Origin of the sequence: Cohnella sp. OV330 (genome assembly GCF_900112065.1) — a bacterium.
Classification (GTDB): Bacteria; Bacillota; Bacilli; order Paenibacillales; family Paenibacillaceae; genus Cohnella.
On sequence record NZ_FOKE01000012.1, the window covers coordinates 169,512 to 194,034 of the forward strand.

Genomic DNA, 24,523 nt, shown 5'->3' on the forward strand with positions numbered 1-24,523 from the left:
ATAAACATAACATATTTGTTCCGTATTCCACTTATATCACATGAACGAAAGTCTGTACAGATATTTTTCACATCAAACGAACATTTTGATGTTAATTTCTCTGGTGTGCAGATCCGCTTGAGCATATAATGAGAATGAAAACGCTTGAACGAAAAAACGCCCCTTCAGGGCGGCATCGGATCACGGGAGGACGCGCGGCTATGCTGATGGGAACGAGGCAGCACGAGATCTTAAATTTGCTGGACAGGAAAGAGCAGATCACCATCGCCGAATTGGCCGATACGTTCGGCGTCTCGCAGATGACGATCCGCCGCGATCTGGACCAACTGCAATCCGAAGGGAGGATTCAACGGTCCCACGGCGGCGCCGTCAAGGTGAAGCGGTTCATGGGCGCGGGCTACGACCAACGGGCGAGCGAGCACAAGGCGGAGAAGCTCGCGATCGCACGGGAAGCGATAAAGCACGTTCAGGACGGCATGAGCATCATTCTCGACGCGGGGACGACGGTGGCGGCCATGGTCGACGGCCTCGAGCGGTTCAAGGGGCTCAAGATCATCACGCGCGATCTGCACACGGCGCTGCTGCTCTCGAACGAAGAACGCTTCGGCAGCTTTGACGTTTACTGCACCGGAGGCCGGGTCAGCAAGTGGGCCTATGCCCTCGACGGCATCTATGCGGAGAAGATGCTCGGCTCGCTGACCGTGGACATCGCCTTCCTGACGTGCGAGGCCGTCTCCGGCGCCAAAGGCGCCATGGCCTGGTCGCCCGTCCTCGTCGGAGCCAGGCAGACCGCCATGGATGCCGCGGGCAAAAGCGTCCTGCTCGCCGACTCCACGAAGTTCGGCTACAACTCGCTCGCCATCTTCGCCAGCTTGGACGCGTTCGACGAGATCATCACGGACAGCCGGCTCGACGAGGACGCGGCCGGAGTCTATCGCGAGGCCGGATACCCGCTGCGCGTCGCGGAGCCGATCTGAACGGTGCCCCCGTCCGTCCGGCAACTAAAAAAGACCGCAGCGCCGCATCGAAGCGGTATCGCGGTCCTTCTATCGGTTATTTCCCCTCGTTGATCGCCTTGATCGCCTCGAGCGGCAGCTTCGGTACGCGATCGTACGTCAGCAGTCCGTTGATCTCCTGCTCGACGTCGGTCAGCTGCGTGTAGCAGTAGCCCTGGACGGCGCCCGAGCGGAGCAGCGGCTGGATGACGGCGCGCAGCCGCGCGGCGAAGTCCTCGTCGTCTTCCGCGCCGGAGTATCCCCAGCCCTCCCAGTCGCTCTTCTTGTAGGCGATGCCTCCGAACTCGGTCACGAGGATCGGCTGGCCTTCGTACGCATAGCCGCCGACGGACAGGCGACGTCCGCACGGCATGCCGTTCGCGGCCCGCTCCGCCTCGGCATAGCGCTCCTCCAGCACCTCGCGCCGATACTCGTAGTCGTGGATGTTGAGCAGGTCCGTCTTCACCATTTCCCAACCGTCGTTGGAGACGACCGGGCGCGTCGCGTCGAGCGATTTGGTCAGATGATACATCGTTAACGCATGGTGCTGCTGCCGCTCGTCGATCTGGATGTTCGGCACGCCCCAGCTCTCGTTGAGCGGCACCCAGACGACGATGCAGGGATGGTTGTAATCGCGCTCGACGGAAGCCTGCCACTCGCTGACGAAGCGGCGCACGTAGGCGTCCGAAAACTGATAGGCGTTAGCCGCCTCGCTCCATACGAGGAGCCCGAGACGGTCGCACCAATAGAGATAGCGCGGGTCCTCCAGCTTCTGGTGCTTGCGCGCGCCGTTGAAGCCCATCGCTTTGGTCAGCTCGACGTCCCTGCGGACCGCCTCGTCGCTCGGCGGCGTCAGGTTGCCGTCGGGGAAGTAGCCCTGGTCGAGGACGAGCTTCTGAAAATAAGGCCGGTTGTTTAAGTTGAATTTGCCCGCTTCGATCGACACCTTGCGCATGCCGAAATAGCTGGACACCTCGTCGATCGCCGAATCTCCGTCGTACAACGTGAGCCGAACGTCGTACAAATTGGGCTTCTCCGGCGTCCACCACCGTCCCTGGCCGTGATCGTTCAGCTCCTGAAGATGAATCGTGCGGGCTTCGCTCGCGGACCGGATCGAGTAGATGTCGCCGGATACCGGCTCGCCTTCGAACGAGACGTCCACCTTGACCTTCAGGTTCGCCTGATCGGTCCATCCCGCCACCGCCAGCCGCAGCCCGATGTCGTTGCGGTCGATATCCGGCGTCCAGCGGACCGAGGCCAGATGCGCGAGAGATACGGCCTCCGCCCATACCGTCTGCCATATGCCCGTCGTGCGGGTGTAAAAGATGCTCGCGGAATCGGGCAGCCAGTACTGCTTGCCCCGCGGCAGCGTGACGTCGCGGCTGTAGTCGACCGCGCGGACGACGAGCATGTCGTCCTCCCCCGCCGGACGGAGCGCGTCCGTGATGTCGGCATGAAACGGCGTATGCCCGCCCTCGTGCGTCGCGACCAGCGTGCCGTTGACCCACACGGAAGCTTCGTAATCGACGGCTCCGAAATGCAGGACGACGCGCTTGTCCTTGAAGCCTTCCGGCAGGGAGAGGGAGCGGCGGTACCAGACGATATCGTGGAATTCGGGATCGCCGATGCCACTCAGCTTGCTCTGAAAAGCAAACGGCACTTGGATGCGGCGGCTCCAACCGCCCGCCCCCTCCTGCCACTTTTGCCCGAGGCCGACGTCCGCGTCGTCGAATTCAAACGCCCATTCTCCGTTCAGGTTCACCCAGCTGTCGCGGACGAACTGCGGCCTTGGATAATCCGGCCTGTGCGTATTCGGTTGAACTTCAGCCATTCGATGTTCCTCCTCATTGGTTAACATTTAAGTTAATAATTAATACAAATGCAACCCAATTCGATCACATCGTATCCCGATTCGGCTTGATTGTCAACTCTCGTATAGTATAATTAACTTCACGATTAACCATAGAAACCGAGGGAAGCCAAATGAACATCGAAGTCGGCACCCGCCACATGCCGCTGCTTGAATGCCTGTCGTCGGAAACGCGGGTGCGCATCATCGAAATGCTGCGGGAACGCCCTATGTACGTCAAAGAAATCGCGGACGAGCTGGCGCTCTCGTCCGCGATCGTAACCAAACATATTCAGAAGCTGGAATCGGCAGGCATCGTGTCGACCCGGCTCGCCGCCGGGAGCCGCGGCAAGCAGAAGGTGTGCACGCTCAGCCTGGAGCAACTGGTCCTGCGCTTCCGTGCCGCCGATCGGACGAACGAAGAGCCGCGACACCCGTCCAGCTATTCGGTCTCCATTCCGGTCGGCCACTACACGCGTTATCAGGTCAAGCCCTCCTGCGGCCTTGCGTCGCCGCGCAAGCTGATCGGCCTGCTGGACGATCCCCGCTACTTCGCCGAGCCCGAGCACGTAGAGGCGCACCACCTCTGGTTCGCGAGCGGATACGTGGAGTACCAGGTCCCGAACTACCTGGTCGGCGACGCGCGGGTCAAAGAGATCCGCATCGCGATGGAGATCGGCGCGGAGGCGCCGGGGTACAAGGAGGATTGGCCTTCGGATATCTCCTTTTCCCTGAACGGCATACCGCTTGGCGCATGGACATGTCCGGGCGACTTCGGCAGCCAGCGCGGCCTCCTCAATCCGGATTGGTGGGGAGCCGAGCACTCGCAGCACGGCGTGCTAAAGACGCTGCTGGTCAACGAAGAGGGAAGCTACATCGACGGCGTCCGAATGTCGGATACGACGGCGGAGGCGCTGGGACTGACGTCCGGAAGCGATATCCGGCTGCGCATCTTATCCGCCGAGGACGCCCGCTATCCGGGCGGCGTCAGCCTGTACGGGAGCCGGTTCGGCAATTACGCGCACGATATCGAAGTGACCGTCGGCTATTAGAAGCCGGACGCCAGGGATTGCCGCAGCCCCAGGACCCGCTCGACGGTCGCGTCCAGCCGATCCCGAATGAGGATGCGGGCTGCATAGCGCTCCGGGATGCCCTTATAGCCCCAATGCACGCCTGCCAGGCCGCCGGCGATCGCGCCGATCGTGTCCGAGTCCCCGCCCTGATTCGCCGCCCGCTGTACGACCTCTTCAAAAGAGTTCGACGTCAGCAGCAGGTGCAGCACCCAGCGGAACGTGTGCACGACATAGCCGCTGGTCTCGCAGTCCGGCTTCGACGCGGGCATCGATTCGTACGCGGTGCCCGCGACGGCACCGGCGATCGCTTCGCGGAGCGGCACCTCGCCGTCCAGCATGTCGAACGCGATCCGGTTATAAATCTCGCAAGCCTCGTTGCACAGCTCGTCGTAATGCGTCATCTTCGATTGCGCGCGCGACACGCGCGACACGTCCGCCCAAGCCAGGTAGCACAGCGCCGCGGGCAGGCATCGCATCAAGGAGCCGTTGCCCGCGCTTTGCCCGAGATCAAGATCCGCGAGCATCGCCGCCTGGAACCAGTTGCCCTCATACGTGGCGAGCACGGTCCTAATGATATTCCCAATATCTTTGGGACCGGAAGCATACCAGCGCAAAAATCGCTCGCCGATCGCCTCCTTCGGATCGTCCGGCGCCGCCAATATCCCGTCCGCTACGCACAGCGTCATCATCGTGTCGTCGGTCACCTCGCCCGGTTCAAGGCGCCACACGCCGCCCCCGACGATCTCCGTCAGATAGCCGTGGCGCGCCGCGATCTCCCGCGGGGACATGAACTCCGTCGTACCGCCCAGCGCATCCCCGACCGCAACGCCGTACAGCCCGCCCCGTATCCGTTCCGCCAGTTCCATTTCCTCCGCCTCCGTCTCCCCGTTATCTTTCATTTTGCTGCCCGTCTTCCCTAGCCGTAGATCGACAGTTCCGGCGCATAGTCGGCGAACCGGTACAGCTGCGCCGGCCGCTGCGAGTACCGGTTGGACATCATCGGCCGACCTTCCGCGTCCCGCGCCTCCTCCAGAATGCCTCTGCGGCTCTGCGTAGAGGTGACCTTGCGGATGAAGTTTTTCTCCTCGAAGGTCGGCACGACGGTCGTGATCACCTGGTACAGCTCGCTGATCGTGAACGTCTCCGGCAAAAACTCCCTGGCGATCGTCGTCGTCAGCATCTCCCGGCGAATCCGCTCCAGGGCGTCCTGCACGATCGAACGGTGGTCGAACGCCAGCTCCATCGCGAGCGCCTCCTCGACCGGCCACAGCCGCACGTCCGACGCTTCGTCCGACGTCCTGCGGCTCGCCACGTACCGCTCCTCGACGAGCGCGACAAACGCGTGGGAGATCATCCAGCCGCGCGGATCGCGGTCCGGCGCGCTATAGACATTGAAGTACGCCAGGCGCACGTCCGCTACGCCCGTCTCCTCCAGCAGCTCCCGCCGCGCGCACGCCTCGACGGTCTCGCCCTCGCGGGTGAAGCCACCCGGCAGCGCCCACAAGCCTTCGCACGGCCACTGCTTCCGCTTGATGAGCATGACCTCCAGCCGACGGAGCGGCAGCGCCTTCTTCGCGCCCGTCCGCTCGGTCCTCGTGATCGTGAACACCACGATGTCCGTCGGCGCGCCGTCGGGCGTGCGAAACCCCGCGGCCGAGTAATGCCCGGCACTCTGATCGTTCATCTATATTTGCCCCTATCGCTTCGTCCTACAGGTTCCCGAGGAGCCTGGCCCTGATGTCGCCGAGCGTCTGCTCGCGCACGAGGCGCCCGTCGACGAACACGTCCTCCAAGAGATCGATCCCGTTGTATTGATCGTATTCTTCCTTGTTCAGATTATCAATACAGACCATCGCCCCGTCCTGCGGGACGACGCGCACGAGCCCCGTTTGCGACTTTTTGACTTTGCCCGCGTCCGTCTTCGGATCCTTGTAGATCTTCCGCTCCTCGCCGTCCACGACCGCGTACGTCGACTTGAGCGCGTAGCCGAAAGTGTCTCGCGTGTTGTACTGGTACGTGAACGAGCCGATGCCGAACACCATGTTGGTCGACGCGAAGCCCTTGGCCGCGAGCCGCTCGCAGATCTCCCGGCAGCGCGCGATCGTGATCGCGTCCCCGTAGATGGCGCCGATATGGCTGTCGAGCTGCTTGTAGCCGCGTTCGGTCGTCGTGCCGCCGAAAATATCCCACAAAATCTCGATGACGCCCCGCCGCGCGAGCGGGTCCACCGCGTCGGGATCGCCGCAGATGATCTTGACCGGATCGCCGCTGTCCGGACGGATGACGACCTTGCCGTCCCGGCTTAGAATATCGTCCTTCAGCCCGCGGATGACGACGTCGAGGACGGTCCACAGATCCCACGTATCCGACACGATCGACACGAACCCGCTCGGATACACGTCCTTGATCAGGTAACGGTACGATGCGGCCTCGTCCCGGCCGTGCGCGCACATGACGCTATGCTCGGTCGCGGGAATCGACGTGCCGATCAGCTCCTTTTCCATATCGGCGCCGTAGTGGTCCTCGAGATACAGAATCGCAGGAATCGTATCCGTGCCGGTGAACGAGAGCAGATGCCCCGCGCCGCTGGCCTTGGCCGCCTCGAGCGAGCCCATGCCCCGCATCGAGAAGTCGTGTCCCTGGAACGGTACGCCCGAAGCGTCGCCGTTCGTCCGAAGCGCGAAGTCCTCGAGCAGCTTGCGGTATTCGAAGGCGAGCGTCGCGCTCGTCGCCGGCAGCCACAGCTGGCACGACATGAGCGTCTCCAGGTAATTCGTGAGCCAGAAAAACGCGGGCTGCGTGTTCTCGATCGTCAGCATCGGCACCTTGACCGGAACGAGGCTGCCTTCCTTAACGGCCTTAATCTTGATCGGCAGGTAGCCGAGATCGTGCAGCGCCTCGACGTGAGCGGCGTCGGGATTCGCCTCGCCGAGCGCATAGCGGATGACGCGCTTGTACTCGTCCGCTACTTCCGCCTTGGCTCTGCCGAAGAAATGTTCATTGAAGTAATCGATCAGGTATTCCTGAATAAAGGCCTGGAAGCCGAAAGCCACGATTCGGTCGATCTCGGCGATCCGGCTCGCGCGCGCCGTCCATGTCGAGTAGACAAGCTCCGTGCCTTGCGGATATTGATTTTTGTGACTCACTTTGTAAAAGTCGCACAGCAGCGTGGCCGGGTAAACGTAGTTTTTGTTAGCGGCGGTCATGGCAGCATGCCTCCAATCGGATAAATGTGAATAAAGTCCGTGCTTGGTCCGTCCAAAATCGTATCCGTCGTATATACGCGTTCGATTAATCCCGAAGCCGGCAGTTTACCCTGATGGATCGCGTTTTCGCAATGCGTCACGAGCAGGTAAATCTGCGAAGCTCCCAGTTCGCGAAGCCGCTCTGCGCTTAGCAGGAACGTACCGCCGTACGAGCAGAGATCGTCGATGATGATGGCCTTGAACCCTGTTCGATCGACGCTGCCTGCGACATCCAGTTTCTGAATGCGCCCCGTACGGAAGTCCCTCTCCTTGTGGCCGACCAGTTGCCTGAAGCCTTCAATCTGGCCGTATCGCTTCTGCGCCCCGGCATCCGGGAAGAAAAGATAATCAGCCGCCGGATCGAATCCGGTCTCCGCCGTCACCCGGTCCAGCAGATCAAGCGTCGGGTACACCGCGCCGCTGCGGTCGAGCAGCGCCAGGGTGACGTCCGAATGCGGCTCGACGACCGTCACGCGCGCGAAGTTCATGGCGTTAATCATTCGCGACGCGTACCTTAGCGTAAACGCCGACGCCCCCTCCGCCCGGTCCATCCGGCTGTACGGCATGTAGTAGATGTCCAGCGCCGCCTCTTGGCCGAGCCCGTGGTCATCCAGGTAGCTTTTGACGAACATCAGCTTGATGAGATCCGCGTCCGTCTCGTATTTGAAAGCGATCCGATTGCCGTCCTCTGCGAGAGCCAACGCGCCGATCTGCTCCCCGTTCACCCGCGTCTCCCCGTTCGGATAAGTCTCGAAGTCCAGCGTCTGTCCGTTTAGCCGAATCATGTCGTTCACGCTCCCCGCTTCATGATGTTCAGTGCCGCCTGCAGGCACCGGTAGGCCGAGCCCAGTCCCGCCCGATCGTCGAGCAGAATGTTGAAATAGATCTTCCTGCCGCCCGAGGAAGGCACGAACGGCGCATCTTCGTTGATGGCGTCGAACGGAATGCCGTTGTCCGTCAAGTAGGACGCGATCTCCGGGTACTGTCTCTCGCCGCAAGCCGTGAAGACGACCAGGTAGGCGCCTTGCGCCCGACATTCCCTGAGCAGCCGCGGCACGTCGTCGAACGAGAGGCCTGCGCGATGATAATCGAACACGGTATTGTCGTAGTCGTACGCCACGACGAGCCGGCCGTACTTGCGCCATTCCGTCACCAGCCGGGAAACGACGTGTTCGTCTTCCAGATAGAAGTCCATCGGGATCGCCCCTCTTTATACTGTCATTTTTATATTATCATAATGACAATATTAAAAGATGTCAAGGGATCGTTCGCCCGCAAAAACAAAAAAAGCGCCAAAACCGGCGCGCGCCTCATTCCCAAGGATACTTCGCCAGCAGAAAATCCGCGAACGCCTTGCTCTGTTCCCGCCGAATGGCTCGCATCTCCTTGCGGTGCTCCGCGGTCTCGAACAGCTTCTTCTCCTCGTCCGTCTCCGGAATGACCTGCGGCACGTAGACAGGCTTATTGTCGTCGCCGAGTCCCACGAACGTGAGGAACGAAGTCGCCGCGATCCTGCGCTCGCCCGTCCGAAGATCCTCGCGGATCACTTTGACGAATACCTCCATCGACCGCTTGCCCGTCCACGATACGAAGGCTTCGAGCGACACCGAATCCGTCTGCCGGATCGGGAGCAGAAAGTCGACCGAGTCCGTGGAGGCCGTGACTGCGGTGACCCGGCACAGCTTGGAGGCGGAGATGGACGCGATGTCGTCGATATGGGACATCAGCCTGCCGCCGAACAGCGTCTCGTGATTATTGACGTCGGTGGGGAATACTCTGGAGGTTTTGACGCAGCGGGTTTCTTTGACGAACTTCTTTTCCAATTCGGCTTACGCTCCTTCGTCCTATGTATGGTCTGCATTCGCTCATTGTCCCCAGCCGGGCGATCGTTATGCCAGAGAGAAGGCGGAGAATACGGAGCATCGAGAAAGAAAGCAGAGCGTAGAGGCGAGGGAGGAAGCGGCGGCCCGGCGTCGAATTAGGATTAACGCCATGAACGGCGAAGCGCGCTCATCGCGCGCAGGAAAGGAGCAAGCCCATGACGGTTGGAATATTGGCGCATCTGCTCGGTACGCTGCCTTATGCGCAGCTGGCCGAGAAGGTGGCCGAGCATCGGTTCTCGTACGTGCAGCTGGCGCTGTCCAAGGCCATCTCCGATATCGACTTTTCTCTCGGCAAGCTTAGTCCCGGACTGGCAAGCGAGATCGGCGGCGCGTTCGCGGACCGTGGCGTCCGGATCGCCGTGCTCGGCTGCTACGCCAGCCTTATCGACTTGAATGAGGACAACTATCGCTATAACGTGGACCGGTTCAAGGAACATCTACGTCACGCGCGACACTTCGGCGCGCCCGTCGTCGCGACCGAAGTCGGCGTGCCCCAGGATCCGAGCCGCCTTGCGCAGCACGCTGCGCTGCTCGACCGCGCGCTCGAGGAGCTCGTCGAGGAAGCCGAGCGCTGGGGCGCCGTCATTGGACTGGAAGCGGCGCAGGGCCACTTGATCGATACGCCGGAGACGCTCGCGGCCGCGATCGAACGGTTCCCTTCGTCGTGCGTCGGCGTCGTCCTCGATCCGTGCAACCTGCTGAACGGGCGCACGCTGGACGATCAGGACCGGGTCGTCGACGAAGCGTTCCGGCTGCTCGGGCCGCGAATCGTCAGCGCCCATGCCAAGGATCTGGTCCCGGCCGAGGACGGCGGCGTCCGGGAGACGGCCGCCGGGCTTGGGCAGTTGCATTATGCCCGCTTCTGGGAAAAGCTCGAAGCGCAGAAGCCCCACGGCTTCGTCACGCTGGAAGCCGTCGCGGTGCCGCAGATGGAAGCCGCGGCGCGCTTTGTGCGAGAGGGCCGGGAGACGGCACGCCGGGGCTGAGCGCTGGGGTTGCGCGCCGGGGCTGAGCGCTGGGGTTGCGCGCCGGGGCTGAGCGCTGGGGTTGCGCGCCGGGGCTGAGCGCTGGCCGGCTTGCGGTTCGTGCGATGCATTCAGGTGTTCCTGATACCATCGTGCAAAAATACATCATACAAAGCTAATATGGCGGGTTTTTCCGGTCTATCGCGCAAAAGCGCACGATAGCTGGCCTCTTTGGGCGAAATCTAATGTGTTTCGGGAGAAATCCTGCACTTTTGCGCGATAGGCGGAACGACGAGATGATAGCGATCGCAATCGTGTACTTTTGCGCGATAGAAGTCGGAGATATGGCCAGAACAGTGGACTTCTGGGATCTACCGCGCAAAAAGTGTATGGCAGCTCGCCTCCGGTCTCCCACTGGGCCAACCGCGAATTCTACCGCAAAAAAAGGATGAAGCAGCCCAGCGCTGCCTCATCCTTTTTATTTGGAGAGTCTTCATATCAACTTTCGCGCGTACCACTTGTCCCCGCGGAACCGCTTCAGGAATAAAATGCCCCGCACGCCCCATTCGCAGTTCATCGCGAGCCATACCCCGATAATGCCGAGTCCGAATGTAATTCCCAGCAAGTAGCCGAGCACGATCCGGAACAGCCACATCGACAGCATCGACGCGATCGAGGTGAACCGCGCATCCCCGGCGGCACGAAGTCCCGCGGGCAGAATGAAACTGATCGACCAAAGCGGGATCTGCGCGATCGCATTGATGAGCGTCAGCCAGAAGATATCGTCCACGATGTCGGCCGGCGGGTGGAACAGGCTCACCAGCGGATGGAAGAGCGGCATCAGGATGGCGGTCATCACCACGAACGAGCAGGAGGAGAGCCAGATAAACGACTTGATGAACTTGCGGGCGTCTCCGACGTTGCGGCCGCCGATGCATTGGCCCACGACCGTGACGATCGTCAGCGACATCGCGCCGGCCGGAATCTGATATACCATGGCGATCGTGCCGCTGATGGCGTTCGCCGCGAGCGCGTAGGTGCCCATGCTGACGATGAACACCTGGGTGAGCATTTTGCCCCCGTTAAAAAACATTTGCTCCGCCGCGAACGGCACGCCGATCGTCATGATCTTCTTCAGCATGTCCCACGGCACGCGAACCAACTGCCCGACGCGCAGTCGCAGAGACCTGTCGATCCGCAAAATGTACACCAACGCGCAGACGGCGGCCGTATAGCGCGCGATGTTGACCGCGATCGTCATGCCGAGCACGCCCATGTCGAGCGCGTTGATAAAGACGAAGTTCAACGCCACGTACAGCAGGTTCATAATGAGCGACAGGATCAACGACACCCGTGATCGCCCGATGCCCCGCATCGCGCCGCATACGGCCTGCACGACGCCGATGCCCAGGTAGGACGCGCAGCTGCCGATCAGATACACGCGGGCATGGTCAAGCACGTCAGGCGACGCCCTGCCGAACAGCACTTGCAGCACTGGGGCGTGCAAAGCGGCTACCAACAAACCGATGCCCAGCGACAGCAGCGCGACCGAGGCGACCGTGCCCGCGGCGGCTTTGGAGATCATCCCGTCGTTGCCGCTGCCCTTGTACTGGGCGACGACGACCGTGCCCCCGGTCGCTACGGCGACGAAGACGTTGATCAGGAAAATGTTCAATGAATCGACGGTGCTGACCGCGCCGACCGCCGCGACGCCGGACGAGCTGATCATGGCAGTGTTCACAAGATTGAGGCCTACGATAAAAGCCTGGTCGATCAGGATCGGGATGAACAATGCGATCACCTTGCGGTAATCCATGGACGACCCGGTCAAACGCTTGTCCAGATAAGCGTGCGTCCGCGCCTTGAGCTGAAGCGGTCTCACCTTATCACTTCTTTTCCCGGATGATAGAATGCTTGCAAGCGTATACCTGCGGGTCCTATTCTAGTGGCAAAAAGAAAAATCCACAACCTCGGCAGGCTGCGGACTGGGATCGCGTATGGGGAAAAAGCGCCTTCTTGCGCCGAGGAACGGCCTACAGCGCCGCTTTCCGCTGGTTTTTCCGATGCTGCTTGAGCTGGTGGTCCGACGAGATCAGAATCGGCAGCACCTTTTCGCTTCGGACCATGACCGACTTGCAGATCATGCACGTAGGCACGTCCTCGAACGAAAAGTTGTCCCGGATCCATCCCTTGCAGGCGTCCTGGGTGCAGGACCAGATGGTCGTCATTTCTTCGGGCAAATTTTCCAACGGTTTATTCCAAGAATAATTCAATGGATCGTCCCCCTTAGATGAACGTGCTACTATCCACGTACAAAAGCCTCTTCATTAAAAAATCCCCAAAACGATACGTTCGGGGATTTAAATCTTCATTTACAGTTTTACGACGTTCTCGGCTTGCTGGCCGCGATTGCCTTGGACTACGTTGAATTCGACGCGTTGGCCTTCATCCAGTGACTTGAAGCCCTCGCCCGTGATCGCGCTGAAGTGTACGAATACGTCTTCGCCGCCCTCGACCTCGATAAAACCGAATCCTTTTTCTGCGTTAAACCATTTTACTGTTCCTGTTTGCATAGAAACACCTCCAAATTTTACATGAGTTTCTCATTTTAAGGTACCAAATAAAAAATTCATATATTGCACAAGGTTAGTCATCAAAATAATAACCCTCTGCAATAGATGAATTTGAGGTCAAAATCCCAATAAACAAACTATAACATAAAGGACGGGGAAAAGCAATTCGGGCAGCCGGCGCCGCTTCGATCCATAAGACACCAGGCCTCCCGGCAACCATAGAGGAAACCTGGCATCTTTTCGTTCTCATCAAGCTTCGCGTTCAAGACCGCGACATCAACGCTCCCACGTATCGGTCATGACGACCGGTTCGATGGTGCCGCCTCCGATCCGCATGCGATCGATGCATAACCGGCGATTGCCCGGCTCCGTGTCTCCGATCGTTCTGCGATGGTATACGATCAACCATTCGTCCGTCTCCTGCAGATGCAGATAGCCGTGGTGGCCGGGGCCCTCCGCAATCGGCTCTTGTCTTTCCAGGATCGTGCCTTGATTCTCGAACGGACCAAGCGGATTGTCGCTCACGCCGTACGCGACGCGATACGTGCCGTTCGTCCAGCCGCCCATGGACCACATCAGATAATAAAGCCCGTCCTTTTTGATCATGCAAGGACCTTCCACATATCCCTCAGGCGTAATGGAACGGAATACTTCATCGCTTTCGCCCATTAAGGAAACGAATCCGGTCATCTCTTCGTTCATTCGCGCGACGTTGCAGTGCCCCCAGCCGCCGTAGTACAGATAGACGGTTCCATCGTCGTCCTTGAACAGATGCGCATCGATCGGCTGCGCCTGATGAATGAACTTGTCCACCAACGGCCTCCCGAGGTAACCGCGATACGGCCCTTCCGGACGATCCGCTACTGCGATCTCCAAGCCCCCGGTTTCCTCGTTCGACTGTATATCGTTCGACGCGAATACGAGGTAATATCGCCCCCGATGCTCGATATGCGTCGGCGCCCAGACCGCTCTCCATATCCATGGGAAATCCGCCATGTCTACAATGCCTTCGTGTTTGTCCCAGTGGACCAGGTCGTCGGAGCTGAACGCGTCCAGGTTCATCTGCATCGTATATTCCGTAAAGGAGCGCGTCGCAAAAATCCAGTGTTTTCCTGCATAGGTTCTGGCCTCGGGGTCTGCATACCAGCCGGGTACGATCGGATTATTCATTTTCAATGGGGAGACACTCCTTCCTTGTTTTAAACGGACGCCACGCTGTTGATCGCCCCGAACGGCACGTGCGCCGTCGGATAATAGCCGGACACGCCTTCGATATGGCCGACCTGATCGTCGATGAAAATATGCGGCCGGAACACCTTGAGCACGCGCGCCTTCTCGATGCCGCCGAGGAAGAAGGCGTCGTCGACCCGAATGCCGGCGGCCCTCAGCGTCGTGACGACGCGCTCGTGGGCCGGCGCGTTCCTCGCCGTCACGATGGCGATCCGGACGCGCGGCGAGTAGTCGGGGTCCGCCTTCTTTTTCTCCCATTCCCGGCGCTGAAGCCGGCTAACCTCGCTGAAAAACCGGAAGAGCGGTCCCGGCGGGAGCGCCTCTCCCGCGTTCAAACGCTCGCTGTCATGGAAGCCTTGCATGCCTTGAGCTTGGAATATGCCTTCCGCGGAGTCGTCCGCGATAATGCCGTCGAAGTCGAAGGCGATGCGCAGCTCCTGCTCCCGGTCGTCGTCGACGAATCCGGTCGGAAACACCTGCGCCGCAGGCAGCCCCATCCGGATCGCCGAACGCACGTCGTCGGGATCCGCCGAGAGGAACAACGACGCATTAAACGAGTCCATATACGTAAACGGATTGCGTCCCGCGACGAACGCCGCGCGCGTGATCGGCAGGCCGTAATGCTGGATCGACTTGAACACGCGCAGCCCCGTATCCGGATCGTTGCGCGACAGCAGCACGACCTCGACCGGCTGGTCGTCCGGCGCCTCGCCGTTGATCATAAGCAACCGCTTGATCAGCGGGAAGGCGACGCCGGGACGCAGCACCTCCTCCTCGTGCGCATGCTGGTACTGCCGGTATTCTTCTTCTCCCTTTTCCTTAAACACCTTGTCCGACGCTTCCAAGTCGAATAGCGCACTGGAAGCGACGGCGACGACGAACTTTTCTTCAATGGGAAATGGCATGGGTTCCTCCGGGAGTTTGACCCTTCTAGTTTAACAAACATGCGAGTTTATCGAACAGAATCAAATTTTCGCCGGCACAACCCGATACACCCGTTTAGGACCCTGGGCCGGATTTTGAAAATCGCGCGCGGCGTTAAAGCCGCGGATCAATCTCCTTTTCCTTCGCCACCTCGAACAGCAGGTTGGCTGCAATCTGATTGAACTGCTCGTTCCCCGGTTCGATGTCCGACAGCTTAATCGCGAGCATCTGCTGCCCCAGCCGGAATTCGTTCATCGAGGTCCGCAGCTTGGACGCGATGTTCTTCTGCTTGACCAGCTTGCCGTACTTATGCGCGAACTTGTAGTCGTAGCCATAGATAATCGACAGATAGCCGGCGTTGCGCACCTTCATATACGGGACAGTGCCGGGATGCTCAAGCTCCGGCTTGATAACGATGCCTTCCATGCCGTTCTCTACGGTGAGCTTGGCGAAAAACCGTTCGGCGACTGCATAGGCGTCCGGGCGCTCGAGATTCAGCACCACATAGTCGTCCTCCGACACGAAGCGATAGTTATCCGAAGTTTTGCCCTCCGGCAGCCGCTCGTCGCCGTTCTCGCCGATCTCTTTGAGCAGCGCAAATGGCTTGTAAACGATCTCGGCATCTCCCGCATACAGCTCAAGTTGACGCTCGTAAACGCCGAAGGCTTCTTCGTGCTGCGCCAAGGGCACGCGCGTGTCCCGGATGCCGCGGACGAACTTATACGTCTGATACTGATGCGCGCCGTATTTCCCGTTCAACGCTTCCTTGGTCGCATGATGCTGATCCTGCTCGAACCCGCTGTTCTCCCAGGTCTCCACAAGCTCGCCTAGCGCCTTTTCGAACCCGTGCCGTTTCAAGAAGTCCAGTTCCGTCTCCAGCGCTTTCCCGATGGGCCTAAACTGTCGTTCGATCAGTCCTTCGCCCAGCGCCTTCCACGGGAGCAGCTCCCCGTCGAGAACCAGCATGGCGATCCCACGCTCTGACATGTACGGACCGAACTTTCGGAGCAATTGCTCGTAAATCGGCTGCATGTCTACGGCCTTGACTTTATAGCCGTTGCGGCTGACCGCCCTGCACTCGTCGAGGTTCCGGTGCAGATACACATTGCACCTGGAGCCCATGTATTTCGGCTGCAGCACGACCTCGCCCACGCCGCGTTCCGCGAAGTATTCGAGCCCCCTGCGCAGAGACTCAAGTTCTCCTGCTTCCATATCCTTATCCGCCGGCGACATCGTCCCAGAGATATAGTTAATGCGATGGCGGGCGCAATACCGAAGCCTGCGTACGGACTCGACTTCCAGCTCCAACAGCTTGACCCTCCTCTCCTCCCGGAAAAGCGTCGGCAGCTCCTCGTGAAAGGCGGCGGTTTGCGATTTGCGGCTTTTGAAAAACAGCTTATACGACATCCGGACGCCTGTAAGCAGATTGCCGTGCGCGCAACCGGTATCGAGATGAATCTTGTTTTTGACCTGGAAATTCTTCTTCGCCGCGACATGTCCGAACAGATGGTAAGGATGGTTACCCGTCGCTTCTTCTCGCAGAAAATTCAGTTGATCCTCCGCAGGAAGCGCGCGGTCAAGCCTGAAGTTCCGCTGTCGGCGCAGGGAGTCCGTGTCGAGCTTGCCGATGTGCACGTTGCGGCAAGGCGCATGCGTGATATAAAAAGAAGATCTGCCGTCGCCGCCGACATAGCGATAGAAGGGTCGGGACGATTCAACGAGCTCGGCGAATTTCCGGAACAATGCCCCGTCAGCCTGCAATGCCGGAATGGAGTCGAAGTACGCATCCGTCAACTGCACGTCAGCGCCTTTAATCTCTCCGTTTATATATTTCAGCACGAAGTTCTCATGGTTGCCGAGCACGAACAGAAAATGCGCCCTGTTGCGATGCAAGAACTCGACGATCTCTCGCGTATCCTTGCCCTTGTCGATCCAGTCGCCGACCAGTATAACCTTCGCGCCCCTTACTTTATCCGTCGGCACCATGCGGCCGTCCTCGATACGATAGCCGAATTCCAGCAGAAGTCCCTGCAAATCCTCGGCGCACTCGTGGACGTCTCCGACGACGATATATTCCGCATCCCTGGGCAGCACCGACGCCGCGTACGCGTTCCAGTTTTCCACCGCGATCCGGTATTCCGGGTTGGCCCGCCGTTCCTCGGGGAAGTAGAAATCCTTGGCCCGCACCTTGTGGATCCTGTCATAGCCTTCGCGCGACAGCACGGGCAGCACGTCCTTGCGAAGCCGGTTCAAATGCGCGGTGATCAGCTTCTTGGATCGCTCGGAAGCATAGTAGTCGTCGCGTTTCCGGTAATCGAACAGCACGACTTCGAGATTGTAATGGTTGTCGCGGGCGATCTCCCGCACCTTGGCGCGGAAATCTTCGGCCAGACCGATCGTATCGACGATAACGAACTCGGCGTTAATCGGAAACGAAGTGACGAGCTTCAGGCGCTCAAATAGCAGCTGAAACGCATGCGAGCTGGACTCCAGCATCAGCTGCTCGTATTTGTCGTAGGCGTAGCCGAGCAGCTCCTGTCGGATGCCGTCCGAGGACAAATACTGCACGTTGGCGCGCAAGCCCCGCTCCTCATCCGTCAGACGCAGCTGCGGCATCATCACTTCCTTTGCAAATGTCGTCTTGCCGCACTCGCTTGACCCGACCAGCATAAATACCGTATGAACGCGCGTCTCCATCTCCATGCGCTATCCCTCCCCTCTCCGGACGATGACGCCCTGTGTCGTATGAATGCCATCCACCCGATCTCCGATTTCAACGAATTCGCAATCAAGCGGCATCCCTTGTACCGTAACTGCGAACCATTGCCGGAACGCCGTCTGGCCGAGCTCCCACTCATGGTCTTCATGCCGGAATCCTTCCAGCTCGTAATAGCGGTTAAAGTCCGCGTTTGGCGTCGTCACGATCAACCGGTCAAAATCGACCTTGGCCCCGATTTGCCGGATAAGCGTTGCTGCCTCCTCCAAGCTCATATGCTCGATGACTTCCGTGAGGATCACGTCGACCTTCTCGTCGTTGTACGTTTCGAGGAAGCGATCGAGGGATGGGTATGTCGCGATATTATCGATCTCCTTGGCGGCCGCTTTTCTCGCGACGGTATCCAGCAGTTCTTCGTCGATGTCCACCGCATAATAAGCGCTCTCGAGCTTGCCCGCAAAAGGGATCGCGTAAAAGCCCTCGCCGCAGCCGATGTCGAGAATCGGTTTGTCGAAAGACAGCACGCCTGCGATGTAGCTGCGCCGCTGCATGGCCGTACCGCCGAATCCCAGTTCAATCGCGTATCGGTCCGTCCGCTCCACATCCGCCTTGTACTTCTTAAACCGGTCTCGCGAATGAAGGAAGTTTCTCGCAAACAAGCTCCGAATGTAAAAAGGCGCATCGATGACGTTCAGGCTGGGAATGTATTTGTCCAGCACAGCGTCCGATATATCGATCTGCTCGTCTCCGAACATCGACAGAAACAGGCACAGCACGCTTGCGACATGCAGCAGACCATACAGGCTCTTTCGCGTGCCGATCGTCAGAGCATAGCTTTTGTGCGCCCGATGCTCCAGCGTGAAGGAATACTCGGTCAGATGCTTTTCAAAAAAATCGATATACCGCAGCCGGTCGATATGAATCATGTTGATGAAAAAAGCGTGCTCGAAGCCTTCCGCGTCCCGGTCGTCATGCTTTTTGAACGGCGCCGCAAAGTAATCGTTGATCGCGTTCAACGGGAAGAGCGGCGTATTGTACCTGGAGACGTTCAAGTACTCGAAGCTCTCGTCTTCCTGCTTTTTATAAGAAATATCGTTGTCGGCATCCTTGAAATAAACGTTATACGTCGACTCGTCCGAGTACCAACCATAGGTCATGCCTTGGCGTACTTGTCGAAGCTGCATGCCGGTGGAGGGATTTTTCCGGATTAAAAACGTAAACTGCGGGTTGCTCGACTTGAGTTGAACGATGGCCAATGAAAATCATCCTCTCTATGGGACGCGAAAAGGCGAGGCATCGGTTAATCCTTGTACGGATCGAACTCGTCCGCGCCCGCCATGCACACCCCGATCGGCTTCAGCACGTGCAGCACTTGGATCGTCTCGGCATGCGCGTCCAGCACCTCCTGCAGCCGGCGATAAACGAACGGACTCTCGTCCGTCCCTGCGCCCCGCAGCTCGACGCCGAATTCGCGGACCGCCCGCTTCATTTGCTCCGGCGAGATTTGTCCGCCCGAACGGGTGCGCGTCTTCCAGTTCATCTTACCGGCAGCTTGCGTGCGGCTCATCACGCGGCCTGCACCGTGGACCGTGCTATAGTAGGAATCGCGATTTTCCGCCGTATCCTTCCCGCGCACGATGACCGAGATATCGCCCATGCTGCCGCCGATAAACCCAAGCTGACCCGGCGCCGAAGGGGTAGCGCCTTTGCGAACGACGATCGTATCCTTGCCGCCGTGCGTCTCGCGCCACGCATAGTTATGATGATTGTGAACCTCGAAGTCCGCCTCCGCGCCCACGATCGACAGCACTTGCCGGATCACGTAGTCGCGCCCGGCATACGCATAACGGCCGGCCAGCTTCATCGCCCTGTAGTACAAATCGCCGAGCTCGCTATCGAGATCAAACAATACCGGCGGCTGATCCATCTTTTCGCCGGGTGCGTTGCCCAGAAATTCGCGTCCCGCCGCAAGGTTAAGGAAGCCGCTGGCCGTCTTATGGCCGAAGCCCCGGCTGCCGAAGTGATTGCCGATCCACAGTCGGCCCGTGGCGGGTTCGACGAACAAGTCTACGTAATGATTGCCGCTACCGACCGTGCCGAGCTGATCGCGCGCGAGCTTCTTCAGCTTGTCGTGCTCCTGCCGTCCGATCGCCGCATACGCGCTCCAATCCGGATCGTCGAACAGCTCGTGATCGACCGGCTCGCTATTGGCGCGGCCGATGCCGAAGGACACCTTGCGCGCGATCCGGTCCATGATGCCGGTCAGGTGAGGCAGCACGTCGCTCGCCATCAGATTCGTGCGCACGGCTTTGTTGCCGCAGCCGATGTCGTAACCCACGCCGGAAGGCGAGATCTGGCCGTCGTACGCGACCACGCCGCCGATCGGCTGGCTGTAGCCCTTGTGGTGGTCGGCCATCAGCAGCGCCTGAACGACGTGGCCGTGCAACGCGCAGGTTTTGGCTTGCGACAGCGCGCTCTCGTCGGGCTTCCCCCAGACGCGCACGCCGTCTATCGTTTGGTAAGTCATGTTGTATCTTTACGCTCCTTTATTTAGTTTGCAAATGCCGCTATGCGCCCCATACCTCTCGCAGCGCCGACCGGAACAGCGCGTCCAGCCGTTCGTCCAAACGCTCGGTCTCCGCAGACTGCAAGGTTGCGCTCCGCTCCAGATGATCCAGCCGCTCCTCCAAATAATCGTTGACGACGGCGAGCCGCGGTTCGTAGTCGAGCTCCTCGCCCGCCTTCTTGCGATCCAGCAGCTGCTGGACCGTACGCCACAGCTCGCCATCCCGCGGGAGAAGCCGGTTCGTCAGCACGTCGAACGCCATCGGCGGCATGCCGCCGTACCGCTCGATCCATTCGCAGGCCAGCACGGGGCGCAGCACGTAGAAGTACTTTTTGATTTTGACCCGATCGCCCTGCAGGTACGTCCGATAGTTGCCGCGGGCCATGTTCAGGTAGTGGTACATGCAGGACTTGGGCGAAAAGGCGAGCGGCGAGATCGCGCGCAGTTGCTCTGCCACGGTGTAACGCTCGGCATACTTGATCGGCGACTGCAGCCATTCGAGCAGCGGCGGGTTGGACTTGCGGTACAAGTTAAGCGCCTTGCGCAGATCCCAGCCGCTGATGTCCAGGCTGTCGCTGATCGGCCGCTCAATAACATCTCTTTTATCGTAGATCGACAGATACCAATCCGGCTCGCGCACGTAAACGAACCGCACGTCGTAGTCGCTGTCCTGCGACGGGAACCCCCACGCCCGGCTGCCCGATTCGCATGCATACAGGATGCGGACGTTCTCTTCCCGCTCCAATCGCTCCAATTGCTCGCCTATTGTTTTTCTGATCGTTTCCATGTTAAAAATCACCTCTATGTAGAACGGCGGCTCCGATACGCCGAAGCCTCCGCCCTGCTGTCATATTGCGCTGCGAAATTCCCCATTCCCGCCCTCGCCCGAATCCTGCCGACCTGCACGCGGTGGTTACATTGATTGGTGCACATTACGCTCGTCACATTGCTGGGCTCATAATTCATAGGGTTGGACATGGCCCCGCGTCCGTTCGAGTCCAACGTTGCCCCGTTGGCTGGGTTTTGTGCACGCCTCGGCCGATCCGGACTACCTTCGCAGCTACGTCTCGATGAGTTCCGTCGTCCAGTTCATCTCCTGAATGCGAAAATCCATCTCCCGGTAGGATTTGGACAGCGCATCCACGCTAGCCTGAATCTGCACGACGTCCACCGTCCGCTCGAACTTGACCTCCGAACGGCTGAACCGGTCCTGCTTGATCGACGCCTGCTCGAGCAGCTCGGCGAGCAGCTTGCGATGCTGCATGAGCCGATCCCGCTCCGCCAACGCGTCCGAGATGCTCAACTCGACGTTAAACGGCGTGGCCGCATTCGTCTTGTTAATCCGGCGAACCCAGACCGTCTGCTCGGCGAGCGTCTGCTCCAGCTCGGATATCAACGCGGCCGGATCCTCCGCCGGCGTTTCGCCCTCCTGCACCTTCACCACGCGCTCCAGCCGCTGCCGCAGCTGCGCGATTTTTTTCTGGCTGTCCGCCCTACGGACCAGCGCTTCCGCCAGCTTCATCTTGATGCACCTCTTCTATTAGTTATCGATATCGAATGCCCCGATCCGTTCGACCATGGACGCGTAGCCCTTGGCCGACTGCGCGATGTAGCTCAGCACCGTATCGCTCCAGCCGTAGATATAGAACGTACCGGGATCTTGCTGCGGCACCATTGCCCCCCTGTAAGGCGAGACGTCGACGATAAACGCCTTGACGCCCGGGTTGACCTTAGCCCTGTACTTCGCCAGCGCCTCGTAAAACGGACTGCCCGCATTCTGCTGTTCGTCCGTGACGATGACGATCTGGTCGACCTTGCGGCGCTCCGCCAGCAGCTTGCGCACCGGCGCGCCCGTATCCGTGCCGCCTCGCGCCCGTATGCGCTCCGCCTGCGACAGGATGCTGTCTCTGCGCGAAGGCTTCGCATCCTCGGCGATGGTGTCGAATAGCCAGAACAGCGAGTCGCCTTCCGTCTTCTTATACAGGGCTAGCGCGAACACTGAGCCGATCTGCAAATAATCGCCGGTCATCGAGCCCGAGATGTCGAGGAAGATCGCCGTGCGGCCCTCAAGATCCGGCAGATGCTCGAACGTATACTCCGCCGCGTCCCGCAGCGCGTCCCGCAGAACCGGATGCGCCACCTGCCGGAACGCCTTGGCGAACCGGAACGGCAGGATCCTCGCCTTTGCAAGCGCGCGCCGGTCGGTCAGCCGATCGGTCACCGCCTGCAAATTGTGCCGATCCTCCAGCACGCCGGCCCGCTCGAGCGCGTTCAAATGCCGGAGAAGCGCGAACGTCGGCATCTGACCGATCAGCGCTTCCCAGATCGCCTTGGTCGGCTTCACCGCACCCGTGACGACCTCGTGCGGCAGCTTACCCGTCTCGATCCAGTACAGCCGCTCAGTCTCGGTCGTCGCCTGCTTCAGCTGCTCCAGCGCATGAACCTGCGGCAGCAGCGACAGATTCGCTGCCTGGCTTCGCAGGTACCGGTAGAGCGCCTGCTGCTTCAGGTCCGCCGGCTTCGGGTGCGCCGTCGCGATCGCGTCGCCGAGGCTGTAACCCCGGCCCCGGCCGTTGTACTTGACGGCCCAGTATTCGGACACGCCCGCCAAGAAGCGGTTAACCTGCCGCTTCACGGCCCGGCCGCCCTCGCCCCGGCCCATCCCCTGGAGGAGGGTCAGGAAGTCGGACAGGTCGGACGGAATCTGCACGACCTTGAGGAAGATCTTCGCGAACAAGTCGGGCCGGTAGGCCGACAGGATCGCAAGGCCGTACAGCGGCTGAAGCCGCATGTAGCCTTCGCCCCGCGCATAGACGAGCGCCTTGGCCATGAACTGCGGATCGCGCTGCGCCATCTCGCGGTGAGTCGCTTCGGCTTCGGCCAGCAGCGACTGACCGTCCGCATAAAACGTGTTGCCCATCGTATTGGTGACCAGCGTCTGCACGTACCGCTCCTCGGCGGAGCGTTCGTAGGCGGGATAGCCATCCTGGTTGAACGTCGTCGGCCGGACGGCCAAGAACAGCTTTTTAGCGAAACTCATGGGAATTAACCTCCTTAAAAGAGAGCGGAGCGAGGAACATGGCCGAGAAGGTTCGCGGAAGGCCAGCGTATGGCCACGTCCGTCCCTTATATCGAAGTATCCCTCTCGTTCGCCTCGCTCCGTCTGCTGATTACAATCGTTGAGGAAAAGGTCGGAAAGGCATGCTGCTCTACCATCTGAGCTATCCCGCCAGGCGGGAGTTGGACTCGAACCAACGACAAGCCGATTAAAAGTCGAAGTAGCCCTTCCATGCGCCTCAACGAACGAACGTCGAAAACTTAGCTTTCATCTTGCATTCGCTATTGCTTTGCTTGCTCTTATCATCGCGCACATCCGCTGCCGCGAACATGGCGCAAGTATGACGACTTGTAAATTTATCCGAAATTCGAAGCCGCTTTCGAAGCTAGAGCGCCTCTGTACGGGGTTTTCGTATAGCGATTGGAAACGGACGAAGCCGCGATCGCTTCCGGTTTCACTCTGGCCGACAACCCCATCGCTTCGATTCTTCCGACCAGCTCCGCGACCATCGCCGACGTCCGGTTGCGCCTCGCGTCGGTGCCTGCGTCGATGTCGACGAACATCGCAAGGCTCGCGCCATGGTAGGCATAGGGCAGAAGCATATCCTCTAGCGCCGCTCGCTTCCCGGTATCGAAAAAGGCTGCGATCTCCTGGCTATATGTCGTTTCGAGGCTCAGCTTTTCCCGCAGCGACCGCAGTTCCCGCGGGACGATCACTTGGCGATAGCAGAACCAGGCGCCCCGGCCCGGACGGTGGATCACGACGGACGTCACGAACTTCGTATGTCCGGCGTGCACCTGCGCGTCCGTTCCGACGACCAACTGGTAAGCCGCGCGCGGATCGCGAGCCATGAAGCTTTGAATGCGGTCGAATACATCGTCCAGCGACAGATTTTGCTCGGAGAGGTTGCGGAAGACTTGTTCGTGAAGCATGGGGTATACGTGTCTTTTCATAAGTGTCACCTGTAGCGCAAGGCAGGCTTCTTCCTTTCTGATTTAAAATTGTGTTCATGAAGTTGGAGGCGTGGACGGGGCTCGAACCCGCAGATCCGGACGTGAAAGGCCCGTGTGTTCATCCAGTTTCACCACCACGCCGCGGCGGTTCAATGTAAATCGAGTGGCTGCCCGGGCAGGATTCGAACCTGCGGTGGATGATTCAAAGTCATCTGCCTTGCCGCTTGGCTACCGGGCATCGTTTGGGGAGACCAACCGGACTCGAACCGGTACTGGCGGATTCACAGTCCGCTGCGTTCGCCTTTTCGCCATGGTCTCCATAATAGAAAGCACTTCTTTGCCGTCGGCCCCGCCCCTGCCCTATGGCAGGAGCGCGCCGCTACCTTTCCTCGTTTTTAATATCGCTTGACGCGGTATGTACTTTGCAGGGGTCCATAAGGATGAAAAAAAAGACCCCTGTCGCCCTCGGATCTTCCTCTAAGGCTGAATTCAG

At 59.7% G+C, this 24,523-nt stretch carries 22 protein-coding genes and 4 tRNA genes; 3 read left to right on the top strand and 23 right to left on the bottom strand.

Features of this window, described 5'->3' with window-relative positions:
- Window positions 1-200 precede the first annotated feature (200 nt).
- A complete protein-coding gene (locus BM235_RS25255) occupies window positions 201-977 on the top strand; it encodes a DeoR/GlpR family DNA-binding transcription regulator (RefSeq protein ID WP_158544087.1) in 777 nt (258 codons plus the stop codon).
- Between the two features lie 76 nt (window positions 978-1,053).
- Here the strand turns inward: BM235_RS25255 and BM235_RS25260 are convergent, their stop codons facing one another.
- Complete coding sequence (locus BM235_RS25260; protein WP_090117022.1) at window positions 1,054-2,826, bottom strand: glycoside hydrolase family 2 protein; 1,773 nt, start codon at window positions 2,824-2,826, stop codon at window positions 1,054-1,056.
- A 152-nt stretch (window positions 2,827-2,978) separates the two neighbouring features.
- On the opposite strand from BM235_RS25260, the gene BM235_RS25265 reads away from it, so the two are divergent.
- Window positions 2,979-3,896 carry an ArsR/SmtB family transcription factor gene (locus BM235_RS25265; RefSeq protein ID WP_090117023.1) on the top strand — a complete coding sequence of 306 codons (918 nt, stop codon included), beginning with the start codon at window positions 2,979-2,981 and terminating at the stop codon, window positions 3,894-3,896.
- Here BM235_RS25265 and BM235_RS25270 read toward each other — a convergent pair.
- The 6 genes from BM235_RS25270 to BM235_RS25295 all read right to left on the bottom strand — a co-directional run bounded on the left by BM235_RS25270 (window position 3,893) and on the right by BM235_RS25295 (window position 8,985).
- Window positions 3,893-4,816, bottom strand: a complete 924-nt coding sequence (locus BM235_RS25270) for an ADP-ribosylglycohydrolase family protein (protein ID WP_255374594.1) — start codon at window positions 4,814-4,816, stop codon at window positions 3,893-3,895. The genes BM235_RS25265 and BM235_RS25270 overlap by 4 nt on opposite strands.
- Window positions 4,817-4,833: 17 nt before the next feature.
- A complete protein-coding gene (locus BM235_RS25275) occupies window positions 4,834-5,601 on the bottom strand; it encodes an NUDIX hydrolase (RefSeq protein WP_090117024.1) in 768 nt (255 codons plus the stop codon).
- Window positions 5,602-5,626: 25 nt separating this feature from the next.
- The gene (locus tag BM235_RS25280) at window positions 5,627-7,123 is read right to left on the bottom strand and encodes a nicotinate phosphoribosyltransferase (RefSeq protein ID WP_090117025.1); all 1,497 of its coding nucleotides are present in this window, start codon (window positions 7,121-7,123) and stop codon (window positions 5,627-5,629) included.
- The gene (locus BM235_RS25285) at window positions 7,120-7,947 is read right to left on the bottom strand and encodes a ribose-phosphate pyrophosphokinase (RefSeq protein WP_090117026.1); all 828 of its coding nucleotides are present in this window, start codon (window positions 7,945-7,947) and stop codon (window positions 7,120-7,122) included. Before BM235_RS25285 ends, BM235_RS25280 begins: the two co-directional genes overlap by 4 nt.
- A 5-nt stretch (window positions 7,948-7,952) precedes the next feature.
- Window positions 7,953-8,357, bottom strand: a complete 405-nt coding sequence (locus BM235_RS25290) for a hypothetical protein (protein ID WP_090117027.1) — start codon at window positions 8,355-8,357, stop codon at window positions 7,953-7,955.
- Between the two features lie 115 nt (window positions 8,358-8,472).
- On the bottom strand, window positions 8,473-8,985 hold the full coding sequence (locus tag BM235_RS25295; protein WP_090117028.1) for an acyl-CoA thioesterase: 513 nt from the start codon (window positions 8,983-8,985) through the stop codon (window positions 8,473-8,475).
- Between the two features lie 215 nt (window positions 8,986-9,200).
- Here BM235_RS25295 and BM235_RS25300 point away from each other — a divergent pair, with 215 nt between their 5' ends.
- Window positions 9,201-10,031: a sugar phosphate isomerase/epimerase family protein gene (locus BM235_RS25300; protein ID WP_090117029.1), complete on the top strand. Its 831-nt coding sequence runs from the start codon at window positions 9,201-9,203 to the stop codon at window positions 10,029-10,031.
- 472 nt (window positions 10,032-10,503) lie between these two features.
- Here BM235_RS25300 and BM235_RS25305 read toward each other — a convergent pair whose 3' ends face one another.
- From BM235_RS25305 to BM235_RS25375, 16 genes are all read right to left on the bottom strand, one after another.
- On the bottom strand, window positions 10,504-11,892 hold the full coding sequence (locus BM235_RS25305; protein ID WP_090117030.1) for an MATE family efflux transporter: 1,389 nt from the start codon (window positions 11,890-11,892) through the stop codon (window positions 10,504-10,506).
- A 151-nt stretch (window positions 11,893-12,043) separates the two neighbouring features.
- The gene (locus tag BM235_RS25310; protein ID WP_090117031.1) at window positions 12,044-12,283 is read right to left on the bottom strand and encodes a cold-shock protein; all 240 of its coding nucleotides are present in this window, start codon (window positions 12,281-12,283) and stop codon (window positions 12,044-12,046) included.
- A 99-nt stretch (window positions 12,284-12,382) separates the two neighbouring features.
- Entirely contained in the window at window positions 12,383-12,583 is a 201-nt protein-coding gene (locus tag BM235_RS25315) for a cold-shock protein (protein WP_090117032.1), read from the bottom strand.
- A 276-nt stretch (window positions 12,584-12,859) separates the two neighbouring features.
- Window positions 12,860-13,759, bottom strand: coding sequence for a glycoside hydrolase family 43 protein (locus BM235_RS25320; protein WP_090117033.1), 900 nt, complete (start codon window positions 13,757-13,759; stop codon window positions 12,860-12,862).
- 23 nt (window positions 13,760-13,782) lie between these two features.
- Window positions 13,783-14,718, bottom strand: a complete 936-nt coding sequence (locus BM235_RS25325; protein ID WP_090117034.1) for a 5'-nucleotidase — start codon at window positions 14,716-14,718, stop codon at window positions 13,783-13,785.
- A 133-nt stretch (window positions 14,719-14,851) separates the two neighbouring features.
- Window positions 14,852-17,440 (bottom strand): metallophosphoesterase, encoded by a 2,589-nt coding sequence (locus BM235_RS25330; RefSeq protein ID WP_090117035.1) that lies wholly within the window; start codon window positions 17,438-17,440, stop codon window positions 14,852-14,854.
- Between the two features lie 3 nt (window positions 17,441-17,443).
- Window positions 17,444-18,709, bottom strand: a complete 1,266-nt coding sequence (locus BM235_RS25335; protein WP_090117036.1) for a class I SAM-dependent methyltransferase — start codon at window positions 18,707-18,709, stop codon at window positions 17,444-17,446.
- Window positions 18,710-18,753: 44 nt separating this feature from the next.
- Complete coding sequence (locus BM235_RS25340) at window positions 18,754-19,980, bottom strand: RtcB family protein (protein WP_090117037.1); 1,227 nt, start codon at window positions 19,978-19,980, stop codon at window positions 18,754-18,756.
- 40 nt (window positions 19,981-20,020) lie between these two features.
- A complete protein-coding gene (locus tag BM235_RS25345; RefSeq protein ID WP_090117038.1) occupies window positions 20,021-20,806 on the bottom strand; it encodes a nucleotidyltransferase domain-containing protein in 786 nt (261 codons plus the stop codon).
- Between the two features lie 273 nt (window positions 20,807-21,079).
- Window positions 21,080-21,541, bottom strand: a complete 462-nt coding sequence (locus BM235_RS25350; protein WP_090117039.1) for a DIP1984 family protein — start codon at window positions 21,539-21,541, stop codon at window positions 21,080-21,082.
- Between the two features lie 18 nt (window positions 21,542-21,559).
- Window positions 21,560-23,059, bottom strand: coding sequence for a TROVE domain-containing protein (locus BM235_RS25355; protein ID WP_090117040.1), 1,500 nt, complete (start codon window positions 23,057-23,059; stop codon window positions 21,560-21,562).
- A 191-nt stretch (window positions 23,060-23,250) separates the two neighbouring features.
- Window positions 23,251-23,315: transfer RNA gene (locus BM235_RS32175), tRNA-OTHER, on the bottom strand.
- A 118-nt stretch (window positions 23,316-23,433) separates the two neighbouring features.
- Window positions 23,434-24,030, bottom strand: coding sequence for a ribonuclease H-like YkuK family protein (locus BM235_RS25360; protein WP_090117041.1), 597 nt, complete (start codon window positions 24,028-24,030; stop codon window positions 23,434-23,436).
- 63 nt (window positions 24,031-24,093) lie between these two features.
- A tRNA-Glu gene (locus tag BM235_RS25365) sits at window positions 24,094-24,171 on the bottom strand.
- 23 nt (window positions 24,172-24,194) lie between these two features.
- Window positions 24,195-24,268 (bottom strand) — tRNA-Gln (locus tag BM235_RS25370).
- 5 nt (window positions 24,269-24,273) lie between these two features.
- Window positions 24,274-24,348, bottom strand: a tRNA-His gene (locus tag BM235_RS25375).
- Between the last annotated feature and the right edge of the window lie 175 nt (window positions 24,349-24,523).

Coding starts and splice junctions, on each gene's coding strand:
- BM235_RS25255 (WP_158544087.1), top strand. CDS start 201: ATGCTGATGGGAACGAGGCAGCACGAGATCTTAAATTTGCTGGACAGG.
- BM235_RS25260 (WP_090117022.1), bottom strand. CDS start 2,826: ATGGCTGAAGTTCAACCGAATACGCACAGGCCGGATTATCCAAGGCCG.
- BM235_RS25265 (WP_090117023.1), top strand. CDS start 2,979: ATGAACATCGAAGTCGGCACCCGCCACATGCCGCTGCTTGAATGCCTG.
- BM235_RS25270 (WP_255374594.1), bottom strand. CDS start 4,816: ATGAAAGATAACGGGGAGACGGAGGCGGAGGAAATGGAACTGGCGGAA.
- BM235_RS25275 (WP_090117024.1), bottom strand. CDS start 5,601: ATGAACGATCAGAGTGCCGGGCATTACTCGGCCGCGGGGTTTCGCACG.
- BM235_RS25280 (WP_090117025.1), bottom strand. CDS start 7,123: ATGACCGCCGCTAACAAAAACTACGTTTACCCGGCCACGCTGCTGTGC.
- BM235_RS25285 (WP_090117026.1), bottom strand. CDS start 7,947: ATGATTCGGCTAAACGGACAGACGCTGGACTTCGAGACTTATCCGAAC.
- BM235_RS25290 (WP_090117027.1), bottom strand. CDS start 8,357: ATGGACTTCTATCTGGAAGACGAACACGTCGTTTCCCGGCTGGTGACG.
- BM235_RS25300 (WP_090117029.1), top strand. CDS start 9,201: ATGACGGTTGGAATATTGGCGCATCTGCTCGGTACGCTGCCTTATGCG.
- BM235_RS25315 (WP_090117032.1), bottom strand. CDS start 12,583: ATGCAAACAGGAACAGTAAAATGGTTTAACGCAGAAAAAGGATTCGGT.
- BM235_RS25325 (WP_090117034.1), bottom strand. CDS start 14,718: ATGCCATTTCCCATTGAAGAAAAGTTCGTCGTCGCCGTCGCTTCCAGT.
- BM235_RS25330 (WP_090117035.1), bottom strand. CDS start 17,440: ATGGAGATGGAGACGCGCGTTCATACGGTATTTATGCTGGTCGGGTCA.
- BM235_RS25340 (WP_090117037.1), bottom strand. CDS start 19,980: ATGACTTACCAAACGATAGACGGCGTGCGCGTCTGGGGGAAGCCCGAC.
- BM235_RS25345 (WP_090117038.1), bottom strand. CDS start 20,806: ATGGAAACGATCAGAAAAACAATAGGCGAGCAATTGGAGCGATTGGAG.
- BM235_RS25350 (WP_090117039.1), bottom strand. CDS start 21,541: ATGAAGCTGGCGGAAGCGCTGGTCCGTAGGGCGGACAGCCAGAAAAAA.
- BM235_RS25355 (WP_090117040.1), bottom strand. CDS start 23,059: ATGAGTTTCGCTAAAAAGCTGTTCTTGGCCGTCCGGCCGACGACGTTC.
- BM235_RS25360 (WP_090117041.1), bottom strand. CDS start 24,030: ATGAAAAGACACGTATACCCCATGCTTCACGAACAAGTCTTCCGCAAC.